The organism is Leifsonia sp. NPDC077715 (genome assembly GCF_040686855.1).
GTDB lineage: Bacteria > Actinomycetota > Actinomycetes > Actinomycetales > Microbacteriaceae > Leifsonia.
This window is the reverse complement of record NZ_JBFBOG010000004.1, coordinates 1-25,421: the sequence shown is the minus strand read 5'-3', so window position 1 is coordinate 25,421 and position 25,421 is coordinate 1. Positions and strand designations below refer to the sequence as shown.

Sequence of the window (25,421 nt, the reverse complement as noted above, 5' to 3'; positions counted from 1 at the left end):
CCATGCTGAATCCTGAGCATAAAGCGAAACTTAAAGACCAGTTGTGGCGCTTAAATAATCTTTACTTCATAACAAATAAGGAAGGCAAACAAGTTAAGTTCAAGATGACACTTGAGCAGCTTGAATACTTCGAAAATGAGTGGACCCGTAACATCATCTTGAAGGCGCGTCAGTTGGGCTTTACTACTGAGATGTGCATGATTCAGTTAGATGCTGCATTGTTCATGTCTGATAAGTGTGCACTGATCGCCCACACATTACATGATGCGAAGCGCCTGTTCCGTGAAAAAGTTAAGTACGCTTATGATCGACTGCCTCATTTAATAAAAGCAGCCAATCCTTTAGAAATTCAAACCAAGGATGAGCTTGTATTTGTTAAAGGTGGATCAATCACAGTATCAACCTCTTTCCGTGGAGGAACATTAGACCGATTACATGTGTCTGAGTTCGGTAAGATCTGTGCGAAGTTTCCAGATAAAGCCCGTGAGATTGTTACTGGTGCATTTGAAGCAGTCAGTCTTAAAGGTCGTATCACCCTCGAAAGTACAGCCGAAGGTAAAAGCGGCTACTTCTACGAATTTTGCCAATTAGCTGAAAAGTTACTATTACTCAGCAAAAAACTTAGTCCGCTTGATTGGAAGTTCTTTTTCTTCTCCTGGTGGAAGAATGCTGATTATGAAATTGAACCAACTGAAGAAATCCCACAACGTCTAGTTCAATACTTTGAAGAGCTGGAAGCAAAGCACAACATTAAAACAACGGCCAAACAAAAAGCTTGGTATCACTCAAAAGAGAAAACGCTTGGCGAGGATATGAAACGGGAATATCCAAGTATTCCTAGTGAAGCTTTTGCACAATCTGTTGAAGGTGCTTACTACAAGAACCAATTTAAATTCTTGTATACCAATAAACGCATTGGTGTATTGCCTTCTAATGATCATTTGCCTGTTATGACATTTTGGGACTTGGGTGTCTCAGATTCCATGGTTATCTGGTTTATTCGGAAGCTATCAGATACTTGCTACCAAGTTATTGATTACTACGAAAACTCAGGCGAAGGGATGCGGCACTATTTTAAGGTGCTTAAAGACAAAGGCTACAAGTACAGCAAGCATTACGCCCCGCACGACATCAAAAACCGTTCACTTATGAATGATGGTAAGTCTCGACTAGACATTGCCAAAGAAGGCTATGTACTTGATGACGGTGAGAAGTACTCAGTTAATTTCGAAGTAGTGCCAAGTATCACCGTAATGGATGGTATTGAGCAGGTGCGTGAGATTCTACCCCTATGCGAATTTGATGAATACAAATGTGCAGAAGGTATTACTCATCTCGAGAACTACCGAAAAGAGTGGAATGACAAGCTTGGATGTTGGAAAGACAATCCTCTTCATGACATTCACTCACACGGTGCTGATGGTTTCCGTATGTTTGCTGTGGCTATGGGTAAAAAGGTCGTAGCAAGATCACTAGATATAGGAATGGTTTACTAATGCCAGTTAATACTGAACATCAAGCTTATGCAGACATGAAAAAGCGTTGGAAAACTATCGACGATGTCTGTGATGGTTCCACCAAAGTTAAAGAACGTGGGGAACTTTATTTACCTAAACCCAATGTATCGTCTGACTTGGCGCAGAATGATCAATATTATTTAGCTTACTTAACCCGTGCGGTGTTTTATGAGATTTCTAAGGACACATTAAACAAGATGGTCGGTGTGGTATTTGCTGAGGATCCAACATTCGAGCCAGATGGAATGGATTTTCTTAAATACGATGCAGATGGGACAGGTAAGTCAATTTATCAAGTTGCTCAGTCTTCAGTTCAAGGGCTGCTAAAGCATGCACGTGGTGGTTTGTTTGTAGATTATCCGACTACCGACGGCAATGTTTCTTTACAACAAGCTGAGAGCTTGGGTATTCGCCCAACGATCGTATTTTATGAATCATTAAGTATTATCAATTGGAGTTTGAAACGAGTTGGTTCGGTCTATAAGCCTGAACTTATTGTCTTGCATGAGAAGACTACGGAAAAAGATCCAGAAGACGAATTCTCTAAGAAAGAAATCAATATTTACCGTGTACTTCGCCTTGATGAAAAGAATGAATACTACGTACAGATTTATACTGATCAATCAGGTGAACTAAAGGGTGGGAATATCTTCTATCCAACGAATTCATTAGGCCAAAGATGGAATGAAATTCCTTTTATTCCTTTGGGGGCTTTGGCTAATGATTGGAATATTGATCCAATCCCATTAGAACCGATTGTCACGATGAACTTGGCCCACTATCAGAACAGCGCAAGCTATGAAGAGATGGTTTTCATTTGTGGTCAAGCCCAACCAGTTATTAATGAACTTGATGAAGGTTGGCGCGACTGGTTGCAGAAAAATGGTGTTCGCTTAGGTTCTAAGAATCCTTTAATGCTTCCAAAAGGATCATCATTTGACTACAAGCAAGTAACTGAAAGCACCCTAGCCAAACAAGCTATGGATGCTAAAGAAAAGTACATGCAGGCGATGGGAGCAAAGATTCTTGAGACCGAGCAGGTCAACAAGACAGCTACCCAATCCAACAATGAAAAGCTTGCTCAATACAGTGTTCTTTCTTTGTGTGTAGCAAATACCAATGAGGCGATGGAATATGCGCTTAAATGGTGTGCTGCATATTACGGAAGCGGCACTAAAGCCAAACTCACGATTAAGCAAGATTTTGCTAAAGGCAATATTGACCTTGATACGCTTAAATTCTATTGGGAAATGGTGCTTGCTAATCGAATGAGTATGGAAACATTCCATGAGCTGCTTACAACTGGGAAAGTGCCAGAAATTAGCTTTGAAGATGAGCAAACACGTATCGAAAGCGAGTCAGTCAATCGACCTATGGTGGTTTAAATCTCAGGAGTGACAAATGAACGTCCAGTTGTCACAAGAGGCACTTCTTGATGCTTTGGTATCACATCAGGCTTATCTTTACCGTCTCTCATCTACTGAAATCAATGACCTCTTAAAACAGTTTGATTCGCTCTCTAACGAGATGCTTTCAAAGTTAAGAGATTTATTGGATGACTTGAGCGATGCTGAAAAGACAGCATTGATGTCAGGGCAGTACACAACGGCTGCTTTGAAAGAAGTTAGAACATTAGTTCAGACTTGGCAGGCAAGTGTAGCCTCAGGATTGCTTGAGAGCTTCACAGTAAGCGCAACAGCGCTGGCGATATACGAAGCTACATATCAGGCCAAAACTCTCGCCAATCGCAAAATAGAGCAAAATGGAAAGACGCTATTAAATAAGGCAAAGAAAACGCCTTTAAGTGGTGGCGTCTTACTTGACTCTATCTTTGCGCGAATTGCGGATGATACCCGCGTGAGGGTAGAGCAGACTATTCGAGATGGTTTATCTCAAGACCAGACAAATCAACAAATTGTTCAGCGAATTAAGGGTAAGAAAGCACTTAATTACCAAGATGGCTTGCTTGATCAGAGTAGAAACCAGATATCTACCATGGTACGTACTGCTCGGAGTCATGTGTCTAATGTCGCCTTGAATGAAACATACACTGCTATTGGAGTTGAGTATGTGAAGTTCATTGCAACACTGGATAGTCGAACTTCTAAAATCTGTATGGGTTACTCAGACAAGGTTTACAAGAAAGATGAGCCTCATCCAGTGCCGCCACTTCACCCGAACTGTAGATCGATTCTGATTCCTGTTTCTGATGATTCAGGTAGGACAATCGGCATGCGACCATTCAACAATAAAGTGAATGGTGAAGGCGAAATTGGTGTTGTTGATTCAAATACAACTTTCAAAGGCTGGTTTGATAAACAGGATGCAGCTTTTCAAAAGTCTTGGCTTGGACCAACAAGATACAAACTATTCAAAGAGGGGAAATACTCATTGGATAAGTTTGTAGATCCTTTAACTGGTCAGCCATTCACACTTGCTGAACTCAAAAAGCTTGATGAAGAAATGTTTAAGAGGTTGGGATTATGATCTTTGATTTAACAGGCGAAGGCTCATTAGAGCTTTCAAGACTTTCAACGCGAAGTAAGTTCAGATTGCGTCGATGGCTTAGAAGAATTAACAAGCCTACTAAATAAATTAAACCTTAGCACCGTCGGGTGCTTTACTTATTGTGAGAAAAGAAATGTTCGGAATACTTGAAAGCCTTACAAAAGCTACTGTATCGGCTGCCTCAACTGTAGTAACCGCAACTGTAGATACAGTGATGATTCCTGTTGATTCTGCAAATGGCAAAGATGTGTATGGAAGGACTGCTAAGGCAGTGAACAACACATTGAAGAACCTTGAAGATGCCAGCAAACCAGTTTCTGAAAAGTAAAACCTAATTCTATTAAGAGCACTCGAAAGGGTGCTTTTTTATTGCCCGCAGTTTGTGACTGCAAAACCGCTCAGGGAGCAAAACATGAAATACAAACTCGATAGCCTAGAGGGCTTATCTGATGAAATGAAGGCACTTTACGAAGAAAAAGACGGTGCATTTTATTTAAAAGTTGAAGGTCTGCCGCAGCAAGATAACTCAGAACTTGATGGCCTAAAAAAGAAAGTTGAAGAACTTCTTGGTGAAAAGAAAACAGCTCAGCAAAAACAACGCGAAGCTGAAGAAGCAGCCCGAAAAGAAGCTGAAGAAGCAGCGCGGAAAAAAGGCGATGTAGCTGCATTAGAAGCATCTTGGCAAGCCAAGCTTGATCAGGCCGAAGCTAAACATGCGGAAGCAACCAAAGCATTGCAAGACCAAGTCTACAAATTAACTGTCGGGCAAACAGCACAATCATTAGCAAGTGAGCTTTCTATCAAAGGCTCGGAGGCAGTATTGCTTCCACATATTACAAACCGTCTTCAAGTTGAAACTGATGAAAACGGGGAGGTCAAGGTACGTGTTCTAGATTCGCAGGGCAAACCTAGTGCTTTAAGTATTGATGACCTCAAAAAAGAGTTTCGCAGCAACATGGCATTTAAGCCATTAATTGTTGCTTCAAATGCGTCAGGAAGTGGGGCTTCTGGCGGTGGTTCAGGTGGTGGAGCTGCCAAGAAACCAAGTGAAATGACCACGCAAGAGCGATTGGAATTCCAAAAGAATGATCCTCAAGGATTCCAAACAGCAATGGCGAATGGCGAATTTAATAATTAATTATTGGGAGTAACTCCATGCCTTCTTTAGTAGAAGTATTTAACCGTGACGTAGTTTTATCTTATTTACGTCCAAACCCTGTGGCAGTTTCGCCACTAGTGCAATCAGGTGCATTTGTTTCTGATGAATCTTTACGTCCATTGCTAACAAGTGGTTCTTCAACGTTTGTTGTTCCATACATTAACGGTGTGGATGGCAATGTTGAACAAAACTACGGCAACACTATCTTGACTGATATTGCAATGCCTCGCTTTATTGATGCGGGCGAGATGCAAGGCCGTGTAGCTTTCATGAACGAAGGCTTCGTCGAGTCAGTTCTAGGACAGTACTTATCAAAAGTTAATTCACTTGAGTTGATCGGTGGAATGCTGAATAAGTATTGGCAGCAAGCTGCTGAAAATCGTGCTCTAGCAACAGTAATTGGGTTACGTAATTATGACCAAGCGAACGGCAAGCGTTTCACTACTGATATCTCATTAGCAACAGCTACAGATGCGTCACGTTGGTCAGTAGATGCATATATTGATGCCGAAAGCACAATGAATGCTTCATTACGTGGACGTGGTGTGATGTTCGTGCATTCACGTATTGCTGCGAAGATGCGTAAGCAGCAATTACTTGAACAAGTAACCACAAGCGATAACTTGCCTCCAATCACTGTTTACAACGGTCGCGCAGTCATTGAAACAGATACCAATACGCAAATTGGTACAGGTGCTAATGCTAAGTTCATCACCATTCTGGCTGGTCCACGTGCATTTGCGTATGACTCTGTGCCTGGTGCTAAAGACTTGAAAGTTGAAGAGACTCAATCAACTGGTAATGGTGCAGGCCATGAAATCCTTTGGACTCGTCGCAACATGCTTATCCATCCACAAGGGTTTAGCTTCATTGCTCCGAAAGATACTTTAACGGGTGGTACTGCTCGTGAGTCATTAAGCGCATCTTGGGCTGATTTGCAGAAAGCGGAAAACTGGAATCTTGTTTCATCAGTTGAAGACACCTCAATCCGTTTCTTAATTACTAACCTTTAAGGAGAGCAGTCATGGCTGAGAAGCAACCAGACTACAAATACCAATACCCAACTGACCGCCGATATGTTGATGATGCAACTGACACATTAGCAGCAGGCACCATGTTTGACCCTGCCAAAACAGCGGGTGACTATGGCATTAAGGACCCTGAAGTGGCGGTCCCTGTGCCAGAAGCACCGCTGAATGGTGGTGCATAACTAAAGCAGGGCGGCTTTCGGGTCGTCCTTCTTAATTAGATTTTTAGGATTAAGCTATGAACTATGTAACAGTCGAAAGTGTGACTCAAAAGCTAGGGCCTGACTGGTGGGGAGCCGGTGATCCGGTTATTGCTGTAATGCAGGCTAATGCGTGGCTTAATGCTAGAAATTTACCCGACTATCCAGAAGGCGAAGTGCCAGATTCAATTCTTACAGCTGGAGCTTATTTAGCAAAACTTGCAGCAGCAGGGCAGCTATATACAACCAAAGAGGGTGTAGTTGCATCTAAGACCGTATCTGCTCAATCAGGCACATCTGTAAGCAAAACCTATGTTGCAGGAAAAGAAGAGTCAGTAAGTGGCGATATGCAATTCATCCTTGATCTGCTTGAGCCATTCTTTAGCGAGAAGTATCACATCAATACTTATGTTATTACGGAGTAAGTCATGGGAATGCGTGATGAGATTCAGCAAGAAATTGGTGCTGCCTTTGATGCTGAGGATGAGCTTGCTGATGCAGTTGATTCCTTCACTTGTACTCGGAAGAAGCTAACTGGATCTAATCCCGCTACAGGTGAAGATACTTACACCGAATATGTATATAGCGGTAGAGGCGTCCTATTTGGCTCTTATTTAAAAGACTTGGTGAAGCCTATAGATTACCGAGCAACAGACTCTAAAGCCGTGCTACTGCAAAATGAAGTGAAGGATGCAGCAGGAACTTTAGTTGAGCCAGATGTTAATGACATTTGGGTGATTGATGGTGGTAATTATCGGGTTGTTAGCTACGGAAAAGATGCGGCTGATTCGTGTTGGTTCTGCCAGCTAAGGAAAGTTTAGGCGCTTTCCTTTGGTCGATTTTTTGCTGACATGACAAAGCTATTTTTAAGGTAGGGTGGCTTAGACCCACAATGAGGTGTCACTTCAGTTCTAGTTTGCCCATTGTTAATTAGGCTCACATAACGTCTTTGGAGCTTTAAAGACCTAGCGATTGATGAAACAGATTCACCAGCCAACAACCTAGAAATAATTAATAGTACAAATTCTTCAGAATGTTTAATACTGTGGTAGAGATTTTTTGGTTTTTTATACTCACGGCATTTCTTGACTAGTTCAGGGGTGGATGCATTCACCCAAGTTTTTCCTGATCGGATGCTGTTAACAATATTCAAAGGTATATTGGTTAAGGTGGAAATCTCATTAAGAGGCATGTTGCTTAGGATTAGTTCTCTTACATTGTTGGCTTGCGGTGCTGTTATTGTTGCTAATGAACTATTTTCTCCAACAGTAGGTTGCGAAAGCCCATTTGAGAAAGAATGGATAGCATTCTCGCTTGCAGTGACCCATTCAAGATTTGAAAAATGGTTGTCAAGTTTGATGCCGTTCTTGTGATTAACATGAGGCTTATTAAATGGATTATCGCAAAATGCAGAGGCAACCAATCGATGAACTTTGCAAGTTTTCTGCTTTCCGTCTTTACTAAGCCCAACTATTTCATAGCCCGTTTTACCAATTCGGGTTTTGAGAATCTTTTCTTGAATAAATGGCTGTATTTTATTTGTTGTTGGTCTGCTTAAAGACTTTATTCGGCCTAAATTAGATACCTCATAAATACCTTCATAACCTAAAACAGCTTTCCAATTTTCCATGTGAAATACCTTTTTTAACAATAAGTTATTTTAACATATGGAAGGGTATTTACCTATACAATATTGATGGTGCAAATATGAGTTGGACAAGCAAACCTAGTGCCTTCACTAAAACAATTGAAGCAGACCTAGCTAAAAAACAGAAAGATATTGTCATTGATGCATTAGGTGGGGTGGTAATGCAAAGCCCTGTTGATGAGGGAACATTCCGTGCTTCACACCGAGTCAGTATCAATCAGCCAGACATGACCTTTAATGAAGCAGAGAAGGACAAAGGTGGTAGCTCAACCATTAGCAAAGGTACAAGCGCTTTATCTCGCCTAGTTCCTTATTCAGTTGTCTATATTCAAACGAATGCACCTTATGCGACTAAAATTGAATATGGTGACTTCACTGATAAGCCTGAAACACCAAAGACAACAGGTGGATACTCAAGACAAGCTCCTCAAGGCGTCTACGGTTTAACTTTTAACTATATTGCTCAGAAATACGGTGGCTAAAATGGCAATGACATTAGATCAAGCAAGGCAGGCCATTATCACTAGAGCAATGGCATTTACTGGTATTGAGCAGAGCCGAATTAAATATCCCAATAAAGACTTTACTGTCCCCGTTGATGGCCTTTGGTGTGACATTAATGTGTTGTGGGGTGGCTCAATCATTGCTGCAATTGGTGATACACCATGCACAAGAAGAACAGGAATTATCTCAATCAATTGCATGGCGCGGCTAAACACACATGAAGTTGCTATCACAAAGCTTGCAGATGCTTGGTTAGCTCATTTTGAATACTTTAAGAGCGGCCAGTTAGAAGTACTGCAAGGTCAAGCACAGAACCTCGGAAGTAATGGCGACTTCATTCAGTACAACATTTCAATAAATTATCGCGTCAATTAACGAATTTAACTTTTAAACGAACCTGTCCTTAGTGGCAGGTTTTTTTATGCCTGAAATTCAGGCAACCACTGGCTAGGTTGATCCCCGAAAAGCACACTTTTCATGTTCAGTGTGCCTGCCAGTTCTTTTCTTTGAACATGAGCTAGTAAGAGGAACTCTTATGAACATGATGACAACATTGAATTTACGAGCATTGGTTACCAATAATAACGGTGAGCCAAGAACAACAAGTTATGCCGTTGCTCAAGCATTTGGAAAGCGACATTCAGATGTTCTTCGTTCCATTAAAAATATGAAGTGCTCCACTAAGTTTCGTGAGCGCAATTTTGCGTTTACCTTAGAAAACAAGAAGATAGGAAACACAAAGCGACAAACAGGGTTTTACCAGATGACTGAGCGAGGCTTCATGTTCCTTGTGATGGGATTCAATGGTGAAAAAGCAGATGCCATTAAAGAGCAATTTATTGATGCATTTGAGTGGATGGCTAATCAACTCAGTCAAGTTTTCCAATCAAAATGGGCTAGATATAACTCTCTAACGAATTATCACCAAGGCAGAAAAGCACAAATCAGTGGATGTGCGAGCGCAATGGGCCAGTGGCGATGGGAAAAAGAACCGCTAGAGAATGAAATTAAGGAATTGGAATATCAGCTTCAGCCACAGCTTGATTTAAATGGTGGATTAGCATGAAAACTACCGAAGAGTATGCATATCAGTTCAGCCTTGAACTACTCAAGAATTGCGAGACCTATAAAGAAAAAGAAGCAGCCATTGAAGAAGCTTGGAACTTAGCGCTGAAGTTTACAACCTTCGGCACTCTTATTCAGGAACACAATCAGCATTCTGGCTTCATAGATCCTTTGCCAAACGCCTGCATACCTTAACCAAATACCCAAATCCAACGCCCTCAATTCGAGGGCTTTTTAATGCCCGAAAATTAAGGAGAACTTAGATGAGTTCTGGTGCACGTCAGCTAACACAAATAGCTAAAGAAACAACAATTGGGGTTACACCAAGCCCATTTGATCGTCAAACATTTGAATTCACCGAAAATGCATTAGATGCCACGGTTACTAAAGAATCGTCTAATTCGATTGCTGATTCGCGAATTGCCCGATCATCAATGATTACTGGTGCTGAATATGCTGGTGATTTAACGTGTGAAGCCAAATACAGCCCATTGATTCAAGACTTAATGGCCGCAGCTGCTTTCAATAATTGGGATAACAATGTTCTGACGTTTGGTGGGAATGTGCGTCAAACATTTAGTGTGCTCCGTGGCTTCACTGATGTGAATGACTACCACATTTTTAAAGGCGCTCATGTAAACACCTTTGGAATTGATATTCCAGAGCAAGGCTTAATCACCATGACCTTCGGGTTAATGGCTTTAGGTCGTTTAGGTGCAACTACTCCTCCATTGGGAACAGTAACACCAGCCGATGACAATCCTAAAATGTCTAACATTTCAGTTGGAGATATTTTGATTGATGGTGTTTCTCAAGCTGGCATCTCATGTATTACAGCATTCACCTTCAATTGGGATAACTCAATGCAGGTTCAACGCTGTTTAGGTAGTGGCATTGATCCTAAAAAGATTCTTGAAATGATTGCCGCAGGAACAGGCTCATTTACAGCAGCTTGGTCTCAAAACACTTCTGAGATGTACGCTAAGCAATTCACAAATGCCAATATTTCTTTACGTGTGCCAATTACAGACAGTGAAGGCAATGAATACGAGTTATTCATCCCTAAAGTGGAAATTACGGCAGGTTTGCCAACAGGTGGTACAGGCGACATCTTAAATACTTCTTTTGACTACACTGTAGTTGATGAAGCTCCAACAATTACCCGTACACCAGCAACGCCTTAATACTGATTTGGCAGCTTAATTGCTGCCTTCTTTTTTGGAGATATAACATGGCTCTTGAAGTCAATATTCAAAGGAATAAAGACGTCAGTTTGTGGCGCGAATATAAAGATACTGACGGCAATGTGCTTGCTGAGTTCAAGATCCGTGGTATTGGGTACAAGCCTTATCAAGTAGCACTTGAACGAGCAAACAATCAAATTTCATCAAAAGGATTTGATGTTGCAAAGGCTACAGCAGAAGATAAACTCTTCCATGAATTAGTATTAGAAGCAGTGGCTTCTCATCTAATAGAAGACTGGAAAGGGGTTGTATTTGTTGAAGAAGGGCTTGAAGGTGAGCTGGTAAAGACAGAACCAACATTTAATGGTGAGAATGCATATAAGTTGCTCAATATGGGTGATTTAGGCGTTTCTATCTGGTCATTTATCCGTACTGAATCTGAAAAGATCCAAGCTGAAGCAAACAAATATCGAGATGATGTTGTGGGAAAGTCGTCAGCCTCTACGAGTGGGCAAAGTTCGGCTCAGAAGAAGAAGCGAACGACTACAGCAAAAAGCAAAGCGCAGTCGCAAAAGCTTTAAATCTCAACAACACTAAGGTTTTAACTAAGCCTGACTATTCTTATTTAGCAAATGTCATCCTGTCAGCATATAACACAATTGCACGATCTAGACGCTATGAACAAGGTGTTCCTCTGGCGTTAGATATATCAGCAATTAATGCTTATGTTGAGCAATACGACTTACCTGTTGAACGATACATCTTTAATGACTGCATCTTTACGCTTGACGATATGTTCTTGGATGAGGCGCATAAGAAGGCGACGCAACGAGCGACGAAGGCTTAAATGCTGACTTACGGTGCATAATCTAGACTTTGCGACGTGATTTAGCGCGATTAAAGTTACATAATACGCCTATTCTCTTGACATTCCCGTAAAGATTCCTTATTGACAGAAATGTCATTAGTGCGTACCCTTGTTCCTATAGAGACCCTGTTATCAAATGATAAGAGGGTTTTTCTGTCATAAAAATTGTATGTTTTATGACACCCATTAAATATAAGGGCGATAAAAAATGAACAAAGGTATGAAGTACTTTACAGAAGGTCTGCTAGCAGCTTTTGTATTAGCACCTCGTGTCCCAGTACATGCTGTTGAGCCTGCAAAAATGGAAGATCCGCGACCAATTGGTAATGCAGCAAAACATTGGGAAGCAGTCGGTAAAAACATGACAAAAGCTACCAACAGAATCGCATGTGACTTGCGCAGCAAACAACCTGAACTTAACTCATTATAAATACCCAATTAATGTCTCAACATCGTCGAACTAAACGTGGCATCGCAACAAAAAATGGCAATGATGTATCAGTTGCTGTGGAAGAGGCGGAGAGCTACTCACCATACCCGCCTCCTGATTTGGTTAAGGCATTTGAAGAAATCCAACCTGGTCTAGCTAGTCGTTTAATGCAGATTGTTGAGAATGAGCAGACTATGAGTCATGAAGTGGCTCGTCATCAAATGGCAGAAAATAAGCGTATTAACACTGCAAACATTGAGAATCAAAAACATAACTCTCAATTATTCCTTCTTGGCTTAATATTTGGTGTATTGATAGGAATAGGAATCCTCTGTGTAGCAGTTTATGCTCTATATGCAGGTTATCCTTGGGTTGCAACAGCTGCATTCTCAACATTAGCAGCCATTTTGGTAATTCTAGTGCTTCGCAAAGTACCTGCGTCTAATGGCGAGCAGACCTCTAAGCCAACTACGCAAAAATAGTAAGCAACATTCAATGAACCGCTAGAGATAGCGGTTTTTATTGCTTCTGAAATAACCACTTGTTAAATTACCCCTAAACATAGGGGTATTTCATGAAAAAAATTATTTTATTAAGTCTTATAATGTTATTGAGTGGTTGTGTCACACCAGTAACCCAAATGATGAATAATAAATTCAGTGATATTGTGCCAACCAAGCCACTGGCTGCCGGTATATGGACAACATCTGTTGGACCAGGGCTTTCTACAATTAAGTTGAATGAGGATGGCAATGGCATTCTTTGTGAAGATACAAGTGGATACCTCAACCTAAATAAACTTAAGTACTCAAATGGGCAACTTTATGCTCAAAATGGATTGATCTTAAAAGTTATTTCTCTTAATCAAGATGTTTTAGAAGCAAAAACTACTTTATCTGCGTTTAACATAGATATGGTTTACAAAAAAGATAGTGACTTAAAAGCTGCATCACTTAAATGCGCTAAAGAATTATAGATTTAACTCGTAAATAAGCCCTGCATTTGCAGGGTTTTTTATTGCCTAGAGGAAAGTAAGATGACACAAGAATCACGTCTCGTCATTGTAATTGATGCAAAAAATGCAGAGCGTAATGCGCGTAATCTAGGCAATGAATTGGATAGTATTGAGCGTAAGGGTGACTTTGCCACTAAATCAATGGATGGGTTATCGGTTGCGACACGTCAACTTGCAGGATATATGGCTGGATTGGTTACTGTAAGTGCTGCCATTTCTAAGATGGACACTTACACAGGTCTTCAAAACCGTCTTAAGTTAGTGACTAACAGCCAAATTGAGCTAAACAAGGCAACAGAAGATACTTTTAGAATTGCTCAAAAGACATATTCGGCTTGGGATTCTGTTTTACAGGTTTACCAACGGTTTAGCGACAATGCAAAAACCTTAAATCTCACTATGGATGACACCGCTCGTTTAACTGAGACAGTCTCTAAGGCTGTGGCAATTAGTGGCGCAAGCGCCTCAGCGGCCGATGCTGCATTAGTTCAGTTTGGACAGGCTTTAGCAAGTGGAACATTACGTGGTGAAGAGCTGAACTCTGTAATGGAACAAACCCCTGCATTAGCAAAAGCAATTGCACAGGGTATGGGTATTACTGTAGGTGAATTACGATCAGTGGCCGCAGAAGGTAAAATTACATCTCAAGAGATTGTAAAAGCCCTTAGAAATGTAGAAAAAGATGTTGATGCACTCTTTACAAAAACCGATATCACTATTGGGCAATCTTTAACGCTACTCAACAACGAAATTACAAAATTTGTTGGTGAATCAGGGAAAGGTTCTGGTGCAGCTCAAGTTCTTGCGGGCACTATCCAAACCTTGGCTGGCAACTTAGATGTCTTAACATCTGCAATGATGGTTGGTGGCGCATACTGGCTTGGAACCTACATTCCTGCAATTTATGCCTCAGGTGTTGCTGTAGCTGCAAAAACCAAGGAATTAGCTGCTCAAACAGTAACGCAATATGCTGCAATTCAAGCCGAGCGTGCGGCTGCTGCTCAACAAGTAATTAGCACGCAAGCAGTTGTTGCTAACACCCAAGCAACTTTATCTGCTATTACTGCTGAAAAGTCCTTAGAAGTACAGCGCCTAAAATCTCAAATTACGGAAAAAGGCAGAACAGCGACATTAACTCGTATGGCTGAGTTAAAGAAAATTGAGGCTCAAGTTACAAGAGAGTTAGCTGTAGCGGAAGGTGCATTGGCAAATGCGCAAGCTAGATCGGCAGCAGCTGGTGCAGCTAGTGTAGGAATTGGATCACGGCTATTAGGTTTACTTGGTGGGCCCGTTGGCATTGGGATTACAGTGGCAAGTCTAGCTGCTGGATATCTTTTGATGCGAGACAATGGCGATAAAGCCAATGACATGCTTGAAAAGCAATCGCGTTATGCAGGTATGGCAGCCGATGAACTTATGAAGCTCGAAGGTGCGCAAAAGCGTACAGCGGAAGGTGAACTGACCAAGCAGTTAAGTTTACAGAATGCTCAACTATCTAAGTCTCAGAACGAGTTCTTGTTACTTACCCAGTCTATCACTGACAACAATAAGCAAAGTGCTGAAGCTTATCGAATTTGGGCAGAATTGAAGACAGGGGCAATTGATGTAAATAAAGCATTCAATAGATTAAATCAACTTTCATTCATCAGTTCGGATCAAATCAACCAGCTGGCTGATAGCAAGAAGAAGGTAGATGAAAACTCAAAAGCTGTTAAACAAACAAACTCTGAGTTAAATCAGGTTCGTGCTTCTGGTGCCAATGCAAAAGCAGGTTTTAATGATGTTAGTCAAGGTGCTAAAGGAGCAGTTCAAGACGTAACCGAGCTTAATAAAAAGCTTAAAGACATCAATAAGTCGCTTGCGGATCGTAAATGGGATGCAGACTTTAAGTCAGTTTTGATCACTAAATATGGTAGATCAGCAGAAGAAGCAGAGCTTCTCTTGCAGACATATCGAGATAATCAGAAAAAAGGATTTGCTGGAGTCACAGTTGAACAAGACAAAATCATCAAAGGCATTGTTAGTCAGGAAAGTGCTCTTGATAATCTTGTAAATAAGGATAAAGAGCGTACCAAGGAACTTCAGAAACAGCAAAAAGTTCTTTCTGTTAATGCCAAAGTTCAGGCTAATGCTGCTAAATATGGATTTGCAGGTATTGAATCAAAGTACAATTTGCCAACTGGTACATTATCAGCGCTTCATATGATTGAGTCGCGTGGAAATACTAAGGCTTATAACAAATCGACTGGGGCAACTGGTGGATTTCAATTTCTGGAAGGTACAGCTAAGCAATATGGCGTGAAGGACCGTACTGATTTAGCTCAATCTGCCGAAGGTGCTGGCAAGTACATGTCTTATCTCTTAAAGCTATTTAAAGGAGATTTAGAGAAGGCTGTACGTGCTTATCATGCTGGTGAAGGTAATGTTCAAAAGGGTAAAGGTATTGGTAAATATAACAACCAATACTGGAAGGATTATCAGGGCTATATGGCTGGTATTAATGGCTATGCAGCTGGCGATATCACCTCTAAAGATTTTGATAGGCTTATTCAAGACGCCACAAAAATGGCAGAAGAACAGGCTAAGTTACGCCTTCAATTGGAAAGTGATGTAGCCAATGAAGTGACCAAGATTAGAAATGATCTTGCTAAAAAGTTGGAAGATGTTGATAAAGCCAACTTCACTCCAGAACGCAAAGCGGAAATTACGGCAGAATTGCAAGCGCGTGCTGACAATGATATTGCCATAGCTCAACAAGCTCTTAAAACAAAGCTTGATGACTATAAACAGTTCAACATGACTGAAGAACAGCTACTTAAGGATAGTTTTGACCGCAAGAAGTTTAATGCGGCTCATGATATTGAATTAAGTAAAGATCAGCGTGATGAGGCTATTAAATATCTTGATCAGCAGTACCAGCATGAGCTGAAATTAATCAACCTCACTAAGGCTGCTCAACAGGCATCATATGAGCAGGCAAATATGAAGGAGTTGCTGGATTTAAAACAGCAACGAGATCTATTAGCTGCTCCTTTAGGACAAAGAGCATCTTTATCAGCACAATTCGGCGAAAGGAATGCTAACGCCGATAATGACACTACTCTTTTTAATAAAGCCAGTGAAGCCAAGATTAAACTTCAAAAGGCAGAAATCGACACTCTTGAGTACAACAAACGGATTGAAGATGCTGTCAGGATCCATGAAGAAAATAAATTCAAGATTCAAGAGGAATATGCAGAAAAGTATCGAGACTTGCAAAATACCCAATATGAAGCTGAATTGGGCATGTATAACAACCTTCTATCTCAAGCATCTAATGTTTGGGGAGGTTTTACACAGTTAGTTAAAGATAGTGCAGGCGAACAGTCTGCTGCATATAAGTCTATGTTCTTGATGCAACAAACAATGGCGATTGCGTCTGCTCTTGTTTCAACTCATTTGGCTGCTGCACAAGTGATGGCTGATCCATCTGCACTAACACTTGCCCAAAAGACAAGTTATGCAGCAATGATTACAGGTTTGGGTTATGCAAATGTTGGATTAATTGCGGCACAGACAGTTGCTGGTATCGCTGGTTTCGCCACCGGTGGATACACAGGCGACATGGGTCGTGGTGATGTTGCTGGTGTAGTTCATGGTCAGGAATATGTATTGAATGCGGCAGCTACTAAGCGTGTTGGTGTGGATACATTAAATGCAATTAACTCTGGTCAATCTTTTGGTAGTTCTGGTGCAACTGTCCTTGAACCAATCGTGAATGTCTACGTCATGGAAGGTCAAACTGCTGACGTGACTAGAAATGATGATGGTTCTTTGGATGTTCGCATTAGACAGATTGCTGGGGAAGTTGCAGAGCAGACTTTTATTGCTAGTGTTAACCGACCTAACAGCCCTATGAATAAGGCGCTTAAACAAAACTTTAATGTCGCTCCTAAGCGCTAAAAGAGGCAATTATGAACACATTAATGTATTGCTCAACGCAAGAAGGCTATTCTGTTGCATACCGCAGCGGAGTAGCTTCACAGGAGTTGGACGGGGGAGCACCACGCAATAGAAGACTGAGTAAAAATAGCTTTCACACTGTCAGCGTTCAATGGAAGGTGCTTGAAGCTGGTTTTCAATATCTTGATGCGTTCTATAACGTTTGGTGTGAAACACCAGGAGAGATGTTTAATGCTTCACTTCGGGTAAATGGACCAGAGTTCAAGCCTTATAAATGCTTATTTGTTCCGGATAGTTTCCAACTCACAAGTATGCAGGGGCCAGTCTATACAGTTACAGCTCAATTGCGTGTTAAGCCTATAGTCGATTCAGAATTGAATTGGATTATTGTAGAGACTGGCAATGGTGGGAGTGATTTGGCAGGCTTAGTGAATCCATTGGAAAAGCTTGTAAATGAAGACCTACCTGCTGCGATGGAGGGTATCTAGATGCCTGACTATACATCGTTCTTTCTTAACTCAAGCAGTGGCGTGGTGCCTTTGGAGTGTGTTGAGATAACCCATCCAGATTTTACAGCGCCATTTCGATTCGTGAAAAACGATACAGAAGGCGTGGTAGTTAAGCATGAGGTATCTGGCCCTGATGTTACATATGATTTCCAACCAATGGCTATTCAAAGGGCGACAGTTAATAACGACCTTGATCAGAAGTTAAGTCTAACAATTGCTGATGTAGACGATGCTTTGATTAAGTCAGTGGTTTCTGCTCGATTAGGCACTAATTGGAAAACTAGACCTTCGGTTAGATGGCGATTGTACCGTGATGATGACTTAACAGCTCCAATGGTTTCACTACAAACGTTAGAGATTGCCACTTTATCGAAAGACAATTCAGGCAACTGTACCTTTGATGCTCAGGCACCAGAACTTAACAGTGTGAAGACTGGTGAAATCTATTCTTTAGAGCGTTTCCCATTGTTGCGGGGCATGATATGAATCTTGACCATCTTCATAACAGAGTGTGGACTAAAGACTTCACCTGCAATGAATTCCTGTGTGAAGCATGGAAAGAAGTTACAGGGCGTGATCTTAAAAAGCGTCTTGAAAGATTTTTAAATGGGAAGGGTAGCTTCAAGAAACTAAAGGAGCCTATTTCCCCTTGCATTGTCTTTTTCACAAATGGCAAAAGAAGCTCGGCACATGTCGGGCTTTTTTATTGCGACAAAGTTCTGCATTTAACAGGCCGTGGTGTGCAGTACGTTCCACTTGAGACTATTTCCATGAACTTTCGGGAAACGAGGTTTTATAAATGAGTTTGAAAAAAGTCATCATCGTTCCTGATCCGTACAGTGAAGAAGGGCGCTCTGAAGAATATGTTGAGGATGTTTTAGCTTATATCTATCAACAGTTTTCAGTATGGCCTGAAGATGCAAGGATTTATCATAATCACATTGCAGATTCTTGTGATGTAACACCATGCAATCCAAGAATTATTGACGCTCAGATTAAGCACTTGCAATCACTTGATGGAACGTTCTATGTAGTAATAAAGGGCGCAGTAGTTTGGTGGTTGCCATATCTCTACTATGCAATTGTTGCAGCGACTGCGGTTTATAGCCTTTATACCGTTTTAACGATGCCGAAGCCTCAAGCACAACAGGCAGGTTCAGCAAACAATGAGTTAGCGCAGCGTACTAACCAAGCAAGGCTTAATGCACGTATTCCAGATATATTTGGCAGAGTTCGTTCTTACCCCGATCTAATCGCTCAAACCTATAGCATTTATGAAAACGGAATTGAGATTGAAGAATGCTTGATGTGTATCGGCCGTGGGTATTTCCAAATATTGGATATGCGAGACGGTGATACAGATGTGGCGAATATTGCTGGGACATCGGTTTCAGTTTATGACCCGTTTGCTTCAATCATTGGAACGCCAATCTATCAAGTAGGTGAGTCTTTTACTGAATTGCCAAAGTTCGTACGCAATTCAGCGTCAATCAACGGCCAGACTATCGAATTGCCTAATAGTGCAGTACTCGAGTCGAGTAATGTGTGGTTCCAGAGCCCAAACTTAATAAAATCGGCAGGCTTAGATTTTACACAATACTTTGCTGCTACTGACCGTGTTGCTTTAAGTGGTGCTGTATATGGTGTTCAGGATGTGAATCTTTCAGGGTCAATAATGGTCAATGAAGACAAGATGGTTATCATCGAGTCATCGACCAATATTGATAATCCGAACTTGTTTAAGGGTTTGCAGCTCACTGGTGCATTAGTTGATATTGAGACTACTTCGGGGACGCCACCAGTCACTGAAACAAATACCCGTGATTTATCAGGCCAATTTGTTGTTTCAGGTGTAACTAAGACAGTGATTACAGGTGGTTTCCATTATGAAATTACATTATCAAATCCTGAAAAAGTTAATGCTAACTGGCAGTACGTCAACAACAGCTACACCATCACAGCAGGGGCATTGTTAAACCGAAACTCAAACTCAATTACTCTGGATGACACCTACACAATCAATAGCGTTACCGCCGATACGATTGCTTTAGTCAATCCTTCAGCCATTAACAGCGATTGGGATAAGTTGCTGACACTTCCGAATCAAAGCACTCAAGGGCAAGAGGTTCTAGTGCGCTTTGATGCTGTAAGTTCTAAGTATGTCGGGTGGTTTAACTTTGACATGCCAGAAGCGACCCAAGCTGTATTTAATTTTTTCTTTCCAAATGGACTGTTTTACCAAGACAGTAAAGGCGGTGTATGGGAAGAGAAAATCACAGTAATTATTGAGTTACAGGCTATCGATAGTAATGGTGATCCAATTGGGTCTATCACAACTATTAATCAAGAGATTCGAGCCAACAATAAGTCTCAGTTCGGAAAAACGATTTATATTGACTTACCTACAGCTGGTTCATTCCGTTTCCGGTTAAGCCGCACAACAGCAACTCAAGCGGGGAAAACACAGGACACCTGCAAGATTAAGTCTGTGTATGGCATGGCCGATTCAACGATCAGCGATTATGGCAACGTTACAGTACTACGTTCTAGAACAGTGGCCACTGATGGTGCGCTAAGCATCAAAGAGCGTAAGCTGAACTGTTTAGTTAATCGCAAACTACCACTTGATGGAACAGGCCCTTTACAGGTGACACGTTCAGCAGGGCAAGCGCTAATTAACCAAGGTCTGGATGAGTATATTGGTCGTCGGTCAAACGCGGAAATTGATATCGATGAAATCAATACAGAGATTGCCAAAATTAATAATTATTTTGGTTCTGACCTTATGTCTGAGTTCAATTACACCATTGATGACGACAATCTTAGCTTTGAAGAAATTGCAGGCATGGTCGCTAGTGCAGCCTTCTGTGAGCCGTATCGTTTCGGGAGTCTAACCCGTCTCAAATTTGAGCAACCTCAAGAAAATGCTGTTTTACTCTTCAATCACCGGAACAAAGTGCCTTTAACCGAAAAAAGGTCATATACGTTTGGCGTGCAGAAAGACTATGACGGTGTTGAGCTTGAATATACTTCCGATGTCGACGATGCACGTGTGAAGTACATCATTCCTGAAGACATCACGCCGAAGAATCCTTTGAAGATCACGACAACAGGTATTCGCAATGAAGCTCAGGCAAAAGTCCGAGCGTGGCGCGAGTGGAATAAGCTTCGGTACAAGTACATGTCTTGTGAAGTGGAAGTTCTAGACGAATCGGAATTACTGATTCGTAATGACCGTATTTTGGTTGCAGATAACACAGTTGTAGACACTCAAGACGGTGAAGTTGAAGCAGTGGATGGTTTGATTATTCAAACATCTCAGCCATGCACATTTGATGTAGGTAGTGATTACTTCATTCACTTGCAGATATCAAATGCAACTGTAGATGTGGTGCCATGTACGGCAGGTGTTGATGAATATCATGTAGTTCTCAGTCGACCACCAGTACAACCACTCGTTGTAAGCGACGATCGATACGTTAAAACACTCTACACATTAGTCCGTGCTGACCAGACACAAGCACAGGCGTTCATGCTTGAAGAACTTACCCCTCAAACTCAAATGACTAATACGCTTAAGGCTTCTAACTACGATGCCCGATTCTATGAGCGTGACCATGACTTTATTTAATTAATTAACAGAAATCCAAGCCCCTTAACTGGGGCTTTTTTTATGCTTGGAGAAAAGTAATGGCTGATGAAATCATTACTCGGCAACAGTTGATAGAAGCGTCATTAGATGCTGAGTGTTTGCAAAAGTTTATCAGTGGCACTGACATTGAAGATGTTTTAACACGACTGGGGATGATATACCCAACATTAGCCAAATTGGTACGATTACTAATGGAGACTGGTGGGTGGAAGGCTTATGTTACTGAAGCTGTTTTACTTGCAACGGTACCTACTGTTAATCCTTCAGTCGGGTATGCCTTTGACACTAAAAAACTCTACTTGTGGAATGGCACTATTTGGAAGGATGAAGGTACCAGTCCACTTGACCTATCAAAAAAATATACTGATTCTTCAATTAGAGACCTATTTGCTGACTACAAGTCTACTATTCCAAATGCGCCGATTATTGGCTATGCAATTAATGCAACAACGCCACAGGATAATATCTTTACTTCTGCTGACAACAGGCGTGCGTATTTAAGAATAGATGTAAAAGGCTTTCATTACTTAGTTGTTGATGGGTCCATTAACAGGCCAGAATGGAAGTTCGTTTATTGCGATATAAACAATAAGTACATTTCCACTAGTAGCAACTACGGGAATGGTACTTTTGCAATTCCTACAAATGCAAAATGGGCATATCGCACTTGGAAGGTCGGAGACTTAAACCTTTACGAAAACGATGAAATGGTGGTAACAGCTTATTCAGCATTATCAATAAAAAAAGCAATCAATGATGCTTCTGTAAAAACGCTTTATGATGCAGCCCAATCTACTGATAAGAAGTTATTTGGTGATATCTCTTCTAATATTGTTCTAAATGCAATACAGGGTTTCAGTGTACAAACAAGTCCAACTATCCCAGCTTTCTTAAGTCCTCAAGCGGCAAATGACCAGCGTGCTTATATTAAAATTGATGTAAGCCAATCTGGATATATGAAAGTTTCTAATACGCTTCAGGATCCTGGTGTAAGTACTTGGTTGTGGGTCTTCGAGACATCATCTGGCGGGAAAATTATCACTTCATATTCATATGACGTTGAGTTTGATATTCCTGATAACGTGATCTATGCATATAGAACAGTTTATTACTCTAATGCAACTGTTAGTTATGACGACATTGCAAATGGAATGAAGGTTGTACTCTCAAAACGAACTAAAGTAATTCAACCACAAATTGATAATTTAGTTTCTGATGTTGAAGAGTTAAAGACAGGATCTAGTGGCGGTGATGGATTGGGTGGTATGCCACCTGCAACTTCACCATTAGTTGAAAAGATGCTTTCAATGTTTAAAAAGAAAGCCTTTATTTCCCCAAATGATTTTGCTGATGCAACACAAACAGACCGGATAAAATCAGCAGTAGCTTTTGTAAAAACCCGCGGATATGGAATTATTGAGCTAGGAGTAGACAAGCAAACAAATTCAAATCTTTGGACTGTTACCGAGGCAATAACCTTGCCAAGCAACTGCTGGATTTACATCAATAAATCAACAGTGAAGCGTGGCAATGGCGTATTTGACAATATCTTTAGAAATGAAGGTATCGTTCCAGACCCAAACCCATTTAACTATGCGACAGCATTAAATCAAAATGAGAATATTTTGATTTTTGGCAACACCAAAGCTGACTCATTTATTGATGGCAATTTGGCGGGGGCAAAAGTTGCGCCACACCCAGTAACTGGGGGTAATCCGATACCTTGGATTTCAGATTTTTTTGGTTGGCGAGCAATTTCAATATTATTTGCTAATACTCAACATCATCATGTTTTTAATTTGAGTCTTATTAATTCACAAAACTGGACAATTTCGAATGAGCATGGCTGTTCAAACTTCAGTTACCACGACCTGTATTTCAATACAACGGTAAAAAATGGTGATGGCGTTAATGTGCGCTTTGGATGCCATGATTTTGAAGTCTACAATATTGATGCAAAAACAAGTGATGATACTGTAGCCTGCAACTCACTAAATAACTTTATTACCCAGCATCCTTCTGGACAGTATACATATCCAACGCAAGTTGGTGGCTATGCTGATCGGGGGTTTGGTATTGATGTTCACGATGGTGAAATTTATAACATCAATGCCTCATCTAGTGCTGGTGTGGGAATGTATTTCTCTGGTGGATCCAAGATATACAACATCAACGTTAATAATGTGAAAGAGTTTGATATTGCAACTGTAAATTGGTTGGTGCATATCCAAGCGACTTATGGAAATGGTGCGACTCTTGGTGACTGTTACAACATTACTATTAATGATATTGATTCAAAACTAACTGATAAACCTGTGTTCTTGAACGCACCACTGAAAGATGTATGGGTTAATAAGGTTACACAATCCAAAGTTACCTCTACACCAGCCGTCTCAACCGGAGATCGTTATGTTGCAAGCAATGTAAAAATCACAAACGTACAACAAGCAACCTAAAACAAACGCCAAGCCTTAGCTTAAATAAGCTAGGGCTTTTTTATTGCCGAAATTAGGGGGAAGGCATGACTGAAAATGAATCGTATGGGTTGAGATTTGAAAAGAAAATTGACTCCATTCAGAGTGATATCCGCATGTTGTCAGATCATGTTACTCGACTGACTTTCATTAATGAAGCGCACAAAGAGACTAGCGAACAGAACAAAAAGGATATCGATACATTGGATATCAAAGTCGCCAATTTAGAAAACCGCACAGCAGCACAAGATGGTGGAATTTCTGTGCTGCGTGTATTGCTGGGAATATTTGCAGGCATCGTATTTTCATTGTGTGCGTGGGTTGGATCTTCAATTATTCAATTAAGCCAAGACCAGTCTTTAATTAAAGAGAAAGTATCACGGTTGGAGGAAGCAAAAAGATGAACAGTGAAAATACTCGCGCATATCTAGCTTTTGCATTGGTGGGGTTAATGTTTGTTTTAGTGATTGCTTTATTTTTTGTGGATATGCCCCGAGAAAATAGCAATCTGATTAATACAGCATTGGGCTTCATTGCAGGGGCTATGACAACTGCATGTGGTTTTTATTTTGGTAGCTCTGAACTTGAGAAAAAGAAAGGGGAACGAGATGACAAATAAACCATTTTTCGACGCTGCCCGAGTAATTGCAGGCGGCAAGCTAACACAAGCACAAGTAGATGATTTAAATAAAGTGGTCGATAAACTTGCACCTAGTGGGAAAACTACAAGTGATGTTGGTGTTGAATTAATTGCTGGTTTTGAAGGAACACGGACCACTTCTTATGACGATGGGGTGGGAGTCTGGACCATTGGCACTGGCACAACTGTTTACCCCGACGGTCGAAAAGTCAAGAAGGGTGATACTTGCACACCTGAGCAAGCTAAGGCCTACTTCAAGCATGACTTAGCTAAATTTGAAAAGACTGTAAATGAATCGGTCACTGTGCCTTTAACTCAAAATCAGTTTGATGCTTTGGTATCGCTGACTTATAACATCGGCTCAGGCGCTTTTAATAATTCAACTTTACTTAAGTTGCTTAATAAAGGTGACTATCAAGGCGCTGCCGACCAATTCCTTGCATGGAAAAAGGCAGGTGGTAAAGTTTTAACCGGCTTGGTTCGTCGCCGAGAAGCAGAACGAGCGCTCTTTTTAAAGAAGTAACTTATATGTGTAAACGTACCAAAGTTGCATCGATTATTACATTGCTGTGCCTCCTCTTCTCAGGTTGCACAGCTCACACGATTAATAGTAACGTTAATGTCTCTATTTGTGTGAGTGCACTTTAATGTCTAGTCAGCTAATTAAGATTCATGATTTTGCCAATAATCGAACAGAGGATCTTTTAGCAGATCTAGACAAAAACGGAGAGGTCACCAAAATTTATGACCTTAATGGCAACGAGCTCAAAATTAATTTCTTGCGTGACGAAGTCTATTATAAAAAAGTCTGGTGGAAATTCTCTAAGAAACAAAAGAGCTAATTTTCTTTATGTGTACAGAATAGTGTACATACATTAAAAACTAGCTCTTGATAAGTGATTTAAGTTGTTGAATATAGATATTAAATATGAATTAATCAGGTATTCTTAGCACAAATAGTCGCCTGAATCCAGATATTACCGCGAATATATTCGCCAATATTAAAGTTTTTATACAAATCGTTTTTGGTCGCAATGCGCACTAATATGGCAGGAAGATCATCTTCTAAAACCAAAGT

Annotated in this window: 27 protein-coding genes; 26 read left to right on the top strand and 1 reads right to left on the bottom strand. The window is 40.8% G+C overall.

Features of this window, described 5'->3' with window-relative positions:
- Positions 1-2: 2 nt before the first annotated feature.
- The 9 genes from AB0P25_RS18655 to AB0P25_RS18615 all read left to right on the top strand — a co-directional run bounded on the left by AB0P25_RS18655 (position 3) and on the right by AB0P25_RS18615 (position 7,233).
- Positions 3-1,496, top strand: a complete 1,494-nt coding sequence (locus tag AB0P25_RS18655; protein WP_363809397.1) for a hypothetical protein — start codon at positions 3-5, stop codon at positions 1,494-1,496.
- A complete protein-coding gene (locus AB0P25_RS18650; RefSeq protein ID WP_363809395.1) occupies positions 1,496-2,902 on the top strand; it encodes a DUF4055 domain-containing protein in 1,407 nt (468 codons plus the stop codon). Before AB0P25_RS18655 ends, AB0P25_RS18650 begins: the two co-directional genes overlap by 1 nt.
- A gap of 16 nt (positions 2,903-2,918) precedes the next feature.
- Complete coding sequence (locus AB0P25_RS18645) at positions 2,919-4,004, top strand: minor capsid protein (protein ID WP_363809393.1); 1,086 nt, start codon at positions 2,919-2,921, stop codon at positions 4,002-4,004.
- A gap of 142 nt (positions 4,005-4,146) precedes the next feature.
- Positions 4,147-4,353, top strand: coding sequence for a hypothetical protein (locus tag AB0P25_RS18640; protein ID WP_363809391.1), 207 nt, complete (start codon positions 4,147-4,149; stop codon positions 4,351-4,353).
- Between the two features lie 84 nt (positions 4,354-4,437).
- Positions 4,438-5,163: a hypothetical protein gene (locus AB0P25_RS18635; protein WP_363809390.1), complete on the top strand. Its 726-nt coding sequence runs from the start codon at positions 4,438-4,440 to the stop codon at positions 5,161-5,163.
- A 17-nt stretch (positions 5,164-5,180) separates the two neighbouring features.
- Positions 5,181-6,197, top strand: a complete 1,017-nt coding sequence (locus AB0P25_RS18630) for a hypothetical protein (protein ID WP_363809388.1) — start codon at positions 5,181-5,183, stop codon at positions 6,195-6,197.
- Between the two features lie 11 nt (positions 6,198-6,208).
- Positions 6,209-6,394, top strand: a complete 186-nt coding sequence (locus AB0P25_RS18625) for a hypothetical protein (protein ID WP_363809387.1) — start codon at positions 6,209-6,211, stop codon at positions 6,392-6,394.
- A gap of 56 nt (positions 6,395-6,450) precedes the next feature.
- Positions 6,451-6,837, top strand: a complete 387-nt coding sequence (locus AB0P25_RS18620; protein ID WP_363809385.1) for a hypothetical protein — start codon at positions 6,451-6,453, stop codon at positions 6,835-6,837.
- A 3-nt stretch (positions 6,838-6,840) separates the two neighbouring features.
- Positions 6,841-7,233: a hypothetical protein gene (locus AB0P25_RS18615; protein WP_363809383.1), complete on the top strand. Its 393-nt coding sequence runs from the start codon at positions 6,841-6,843 to the stop codon at positions 7,231-7,233.
- Here AB0P25_RS18615 and AB0P25_RS18610 read toward each other — a convergent pair.
- Positions 7,230-8,042 (bottom strand): NUMOD4 domain-containing protein, encoded by an 813-nt coding sequence (locus AB0P25_RS18610; RefSeq protein WP_032041130.1) that lies wholly within the window; start codon positions 8,040-8,042, stop codon positions 7,230-7,232. The two genes, AB0P25_RS18615 and AB0P25_RS18610, sit on opposite strands and share 4 nt — an antisense overlap.
- Positions 8,043-8,119: 77 nt before the next feature.
- Between AB0P25_RS18610 and AB0P25_RS18605 the strand changes: the two genes are divergently transcribed.
- From AB0P25_RS18605 to AB0P25_RS18525, 17 genes are all read left to right on the top strand, one after another.
- A complete protein-coding gene (locus AB0P25_RS18605) occupies positions 8,120-8,542 on the top strand; it encodes a hypothetical protein (protein WP_363809381.1) in 423 nt (140 codons plus the stop codon).
- Between the two features lies 1 nt (position 8,543).
- Positions 8,544-8,939 (top strand): phage tail terminator-like protein, encoded by a 396-nt coding sequence (locus AB0P25_RS18600; protein WP_363809379.1) that lies wholly within the window; start codon positions 8,544-8,546, stop codon positions 8,937-8,939.
- 160 nt (positions 8,940-9,099) lie between these two features.
- Entirely contained in the window at positions 9,100-9,630 is a 531-nt protein-coding gene (locus AB0P25_RS18595; RefSeq protein WP_203080080.1) for a Rha family transcriptional regulator, read from the top strand.
- Positions 9,627-9,824: a hypothetical protein gene (locus tag AB0P25_RS18590; protein ID WP_000858628.1), complete on the top strand. Its 198-nt coding sequence runs from the start codon at positions 9,627-9,629 to the stop codon at positions 9,822-9,824. The genes AB0P25_RS18595 and AB0P25_RS18590 overlap by 4 nt, the downstream gene beginning before the upstream one ends.
- Before the next feature lie 68 nt (positions 9,825-9,892).
- The gene (locus AB0P25_RS18585) at positions 9,893-10,813 is read left to right on the top strand and encodes a phage tail tube protein (protein WP_032053235.1); all 921 of its coding nucleotides are present in this window, start codon (positions 9,893-9,895) and stop codon (positions 10,811-10,813) included.
- 47 nt (positions 10,814-10,860) lie between these two features.
- Positions 10,861-11,394 (top strand): hypothetical protein, encoded by a 534-nt coding sequence (locus tag AB0P25_RS18580; protein ID WP_363809377.1) that lies wholly within the window; start codon positions 10,861-10,863, stop codon positions 11,392-11,394.
- Positions 11,395-11,889: 495 nt separating this feature from the next.
- The gene (locus AB0P25_RS18575) at positions 11,890-12,111 is read left to right on the top strand and encodes a hypothetical protein (RefSeq protein WP_001032561.1); all 222 of its coding nucleotides are present in this window, start codon (positions 11,890-11,892) and stop codon (positions 12,109-12,111) included.
- Between the two features lie 11 nt (positions 12,112-12,122).
- Positions 12,123-12,593: a DUF2335 domain-containing protein gene (locus tag AB0P25_RS18570; RefSeq protein ID WP_004834152.1), complete on the top strand. Its 471-nt coding sequence runs from the start codon at positions 12,123-12,125 to the stop codon at positions 12,591-12,593.
- Between the two features lie 92 nt (positions 12,594-12,685).
- Positions 12,686-13,087, top strand: a complete 402-nt coding sequence (locus tag AB0P25_RS18565; protein ID WP_363809374.1) for a J517_1871 family lipoprotein — start codon at positions 12,686-12,688, stop codon at positions 13,085-13,087.
- A 60-nt stretch (positions 13,088-13,147) separates the two neighbouring features.
- The gene (locus tag AB0P25_RS18560) at positions 13,148-17,068 is read left to right on the top strand and encodes a tape measure protein (RefSeq protein ID WP_363809373.1); all 3,921 of its coding nucleotides are present in this window, start codon (positions 13,148-13,150) and stop codon (positions 17,066-17,068) included.
- An 11-nt stretch (positions 17,069-17,079) separates the two neighbouring features.
- The gene (locus tag AB0P25_RS18555; protein ID WP_363809371.1) at positions 17,080-17,556 is read left to right on the top strand and encodes a hypothetical protein; all 477 of its coding nucleotides are present in this window, start codon (positions 17,080-17,082) and stop codon (positions 17,554-17,556) included.
- Entirely contained in the window at positions 17,557-18,063 is a 507-nt protein-coding gene (locus AB0P25_RS18550) for a DUF1833 family protein (RefSeq protein WP_363809369.1), read from the top strand. It begins immediately after the preceding gene.
- Positions 18,064-18,376: 313 nt separating this feature from the next.
- Positions 18,377-21,208, top strand: a complete 2,832-nt coding sequence (locus tag AB0P25_RS18545; RefSeq protein ID WP_363809367.1) for a host specificity factor TipJ family phage tail protein — start codon at positions 18,377-18,379, stop codon at positions 21,206-21,208.
- Between the two features lie 59 nt (positions 21,209-21,267).
- Entirely contained in the window at positions 21,268-23,685 is a 2,418-nt protein-coding gene (locus AB0P25_RS18540; RefSeq protein ID WP_363809366.1) for a hypothetical protein, read from the top strand.
- 65 nt (positions 23,686-23,750) lie between these two features.
- Positions 23,751-24,107 carry a hypothetical protein gene (locus AB0P25_RS18535; RefSeq protein ID WP_000138205.1) on the top strand — a complete coding sequence of 119 codons (357 nt, stop codon included), beginning with the start codon at positions 23,751-23,753 and terminating at the stop codon, positions 24,105-24,107.
- The gene (locus AB0P25_RS18530) at positions 24,104-24,322 is read left to right on the top strand and encodes a hypothetical protein (RefSeq protein WP_005138515.1); all 219 of its coding nucleotides are present in this window, start codon (positions 24,104-24,106) and stop codon (positions 24,320-24,322) included. The genes AB0P25_RS18535 and AB0P25_RS18530 overlap by 4 nt, the downstream gene beginning before the upstream one ends.
- A complete protein-coding gene (locus AB0P25_RS18525) occupies positions 24,312-24,866 on the top strand; it encodes a lysozyme (protein ID WP_363809365.1) in 555 nt (184 codons plus the stop codon). The genes AB0P25_RS18530 and AB0P25_RS18525 overlap by 11 nt, the downstream gene beginning before the upstream one ends.
- The last annotated feature ends 555 nt before the right edge of the window (positions 24,867-25,421 follow it).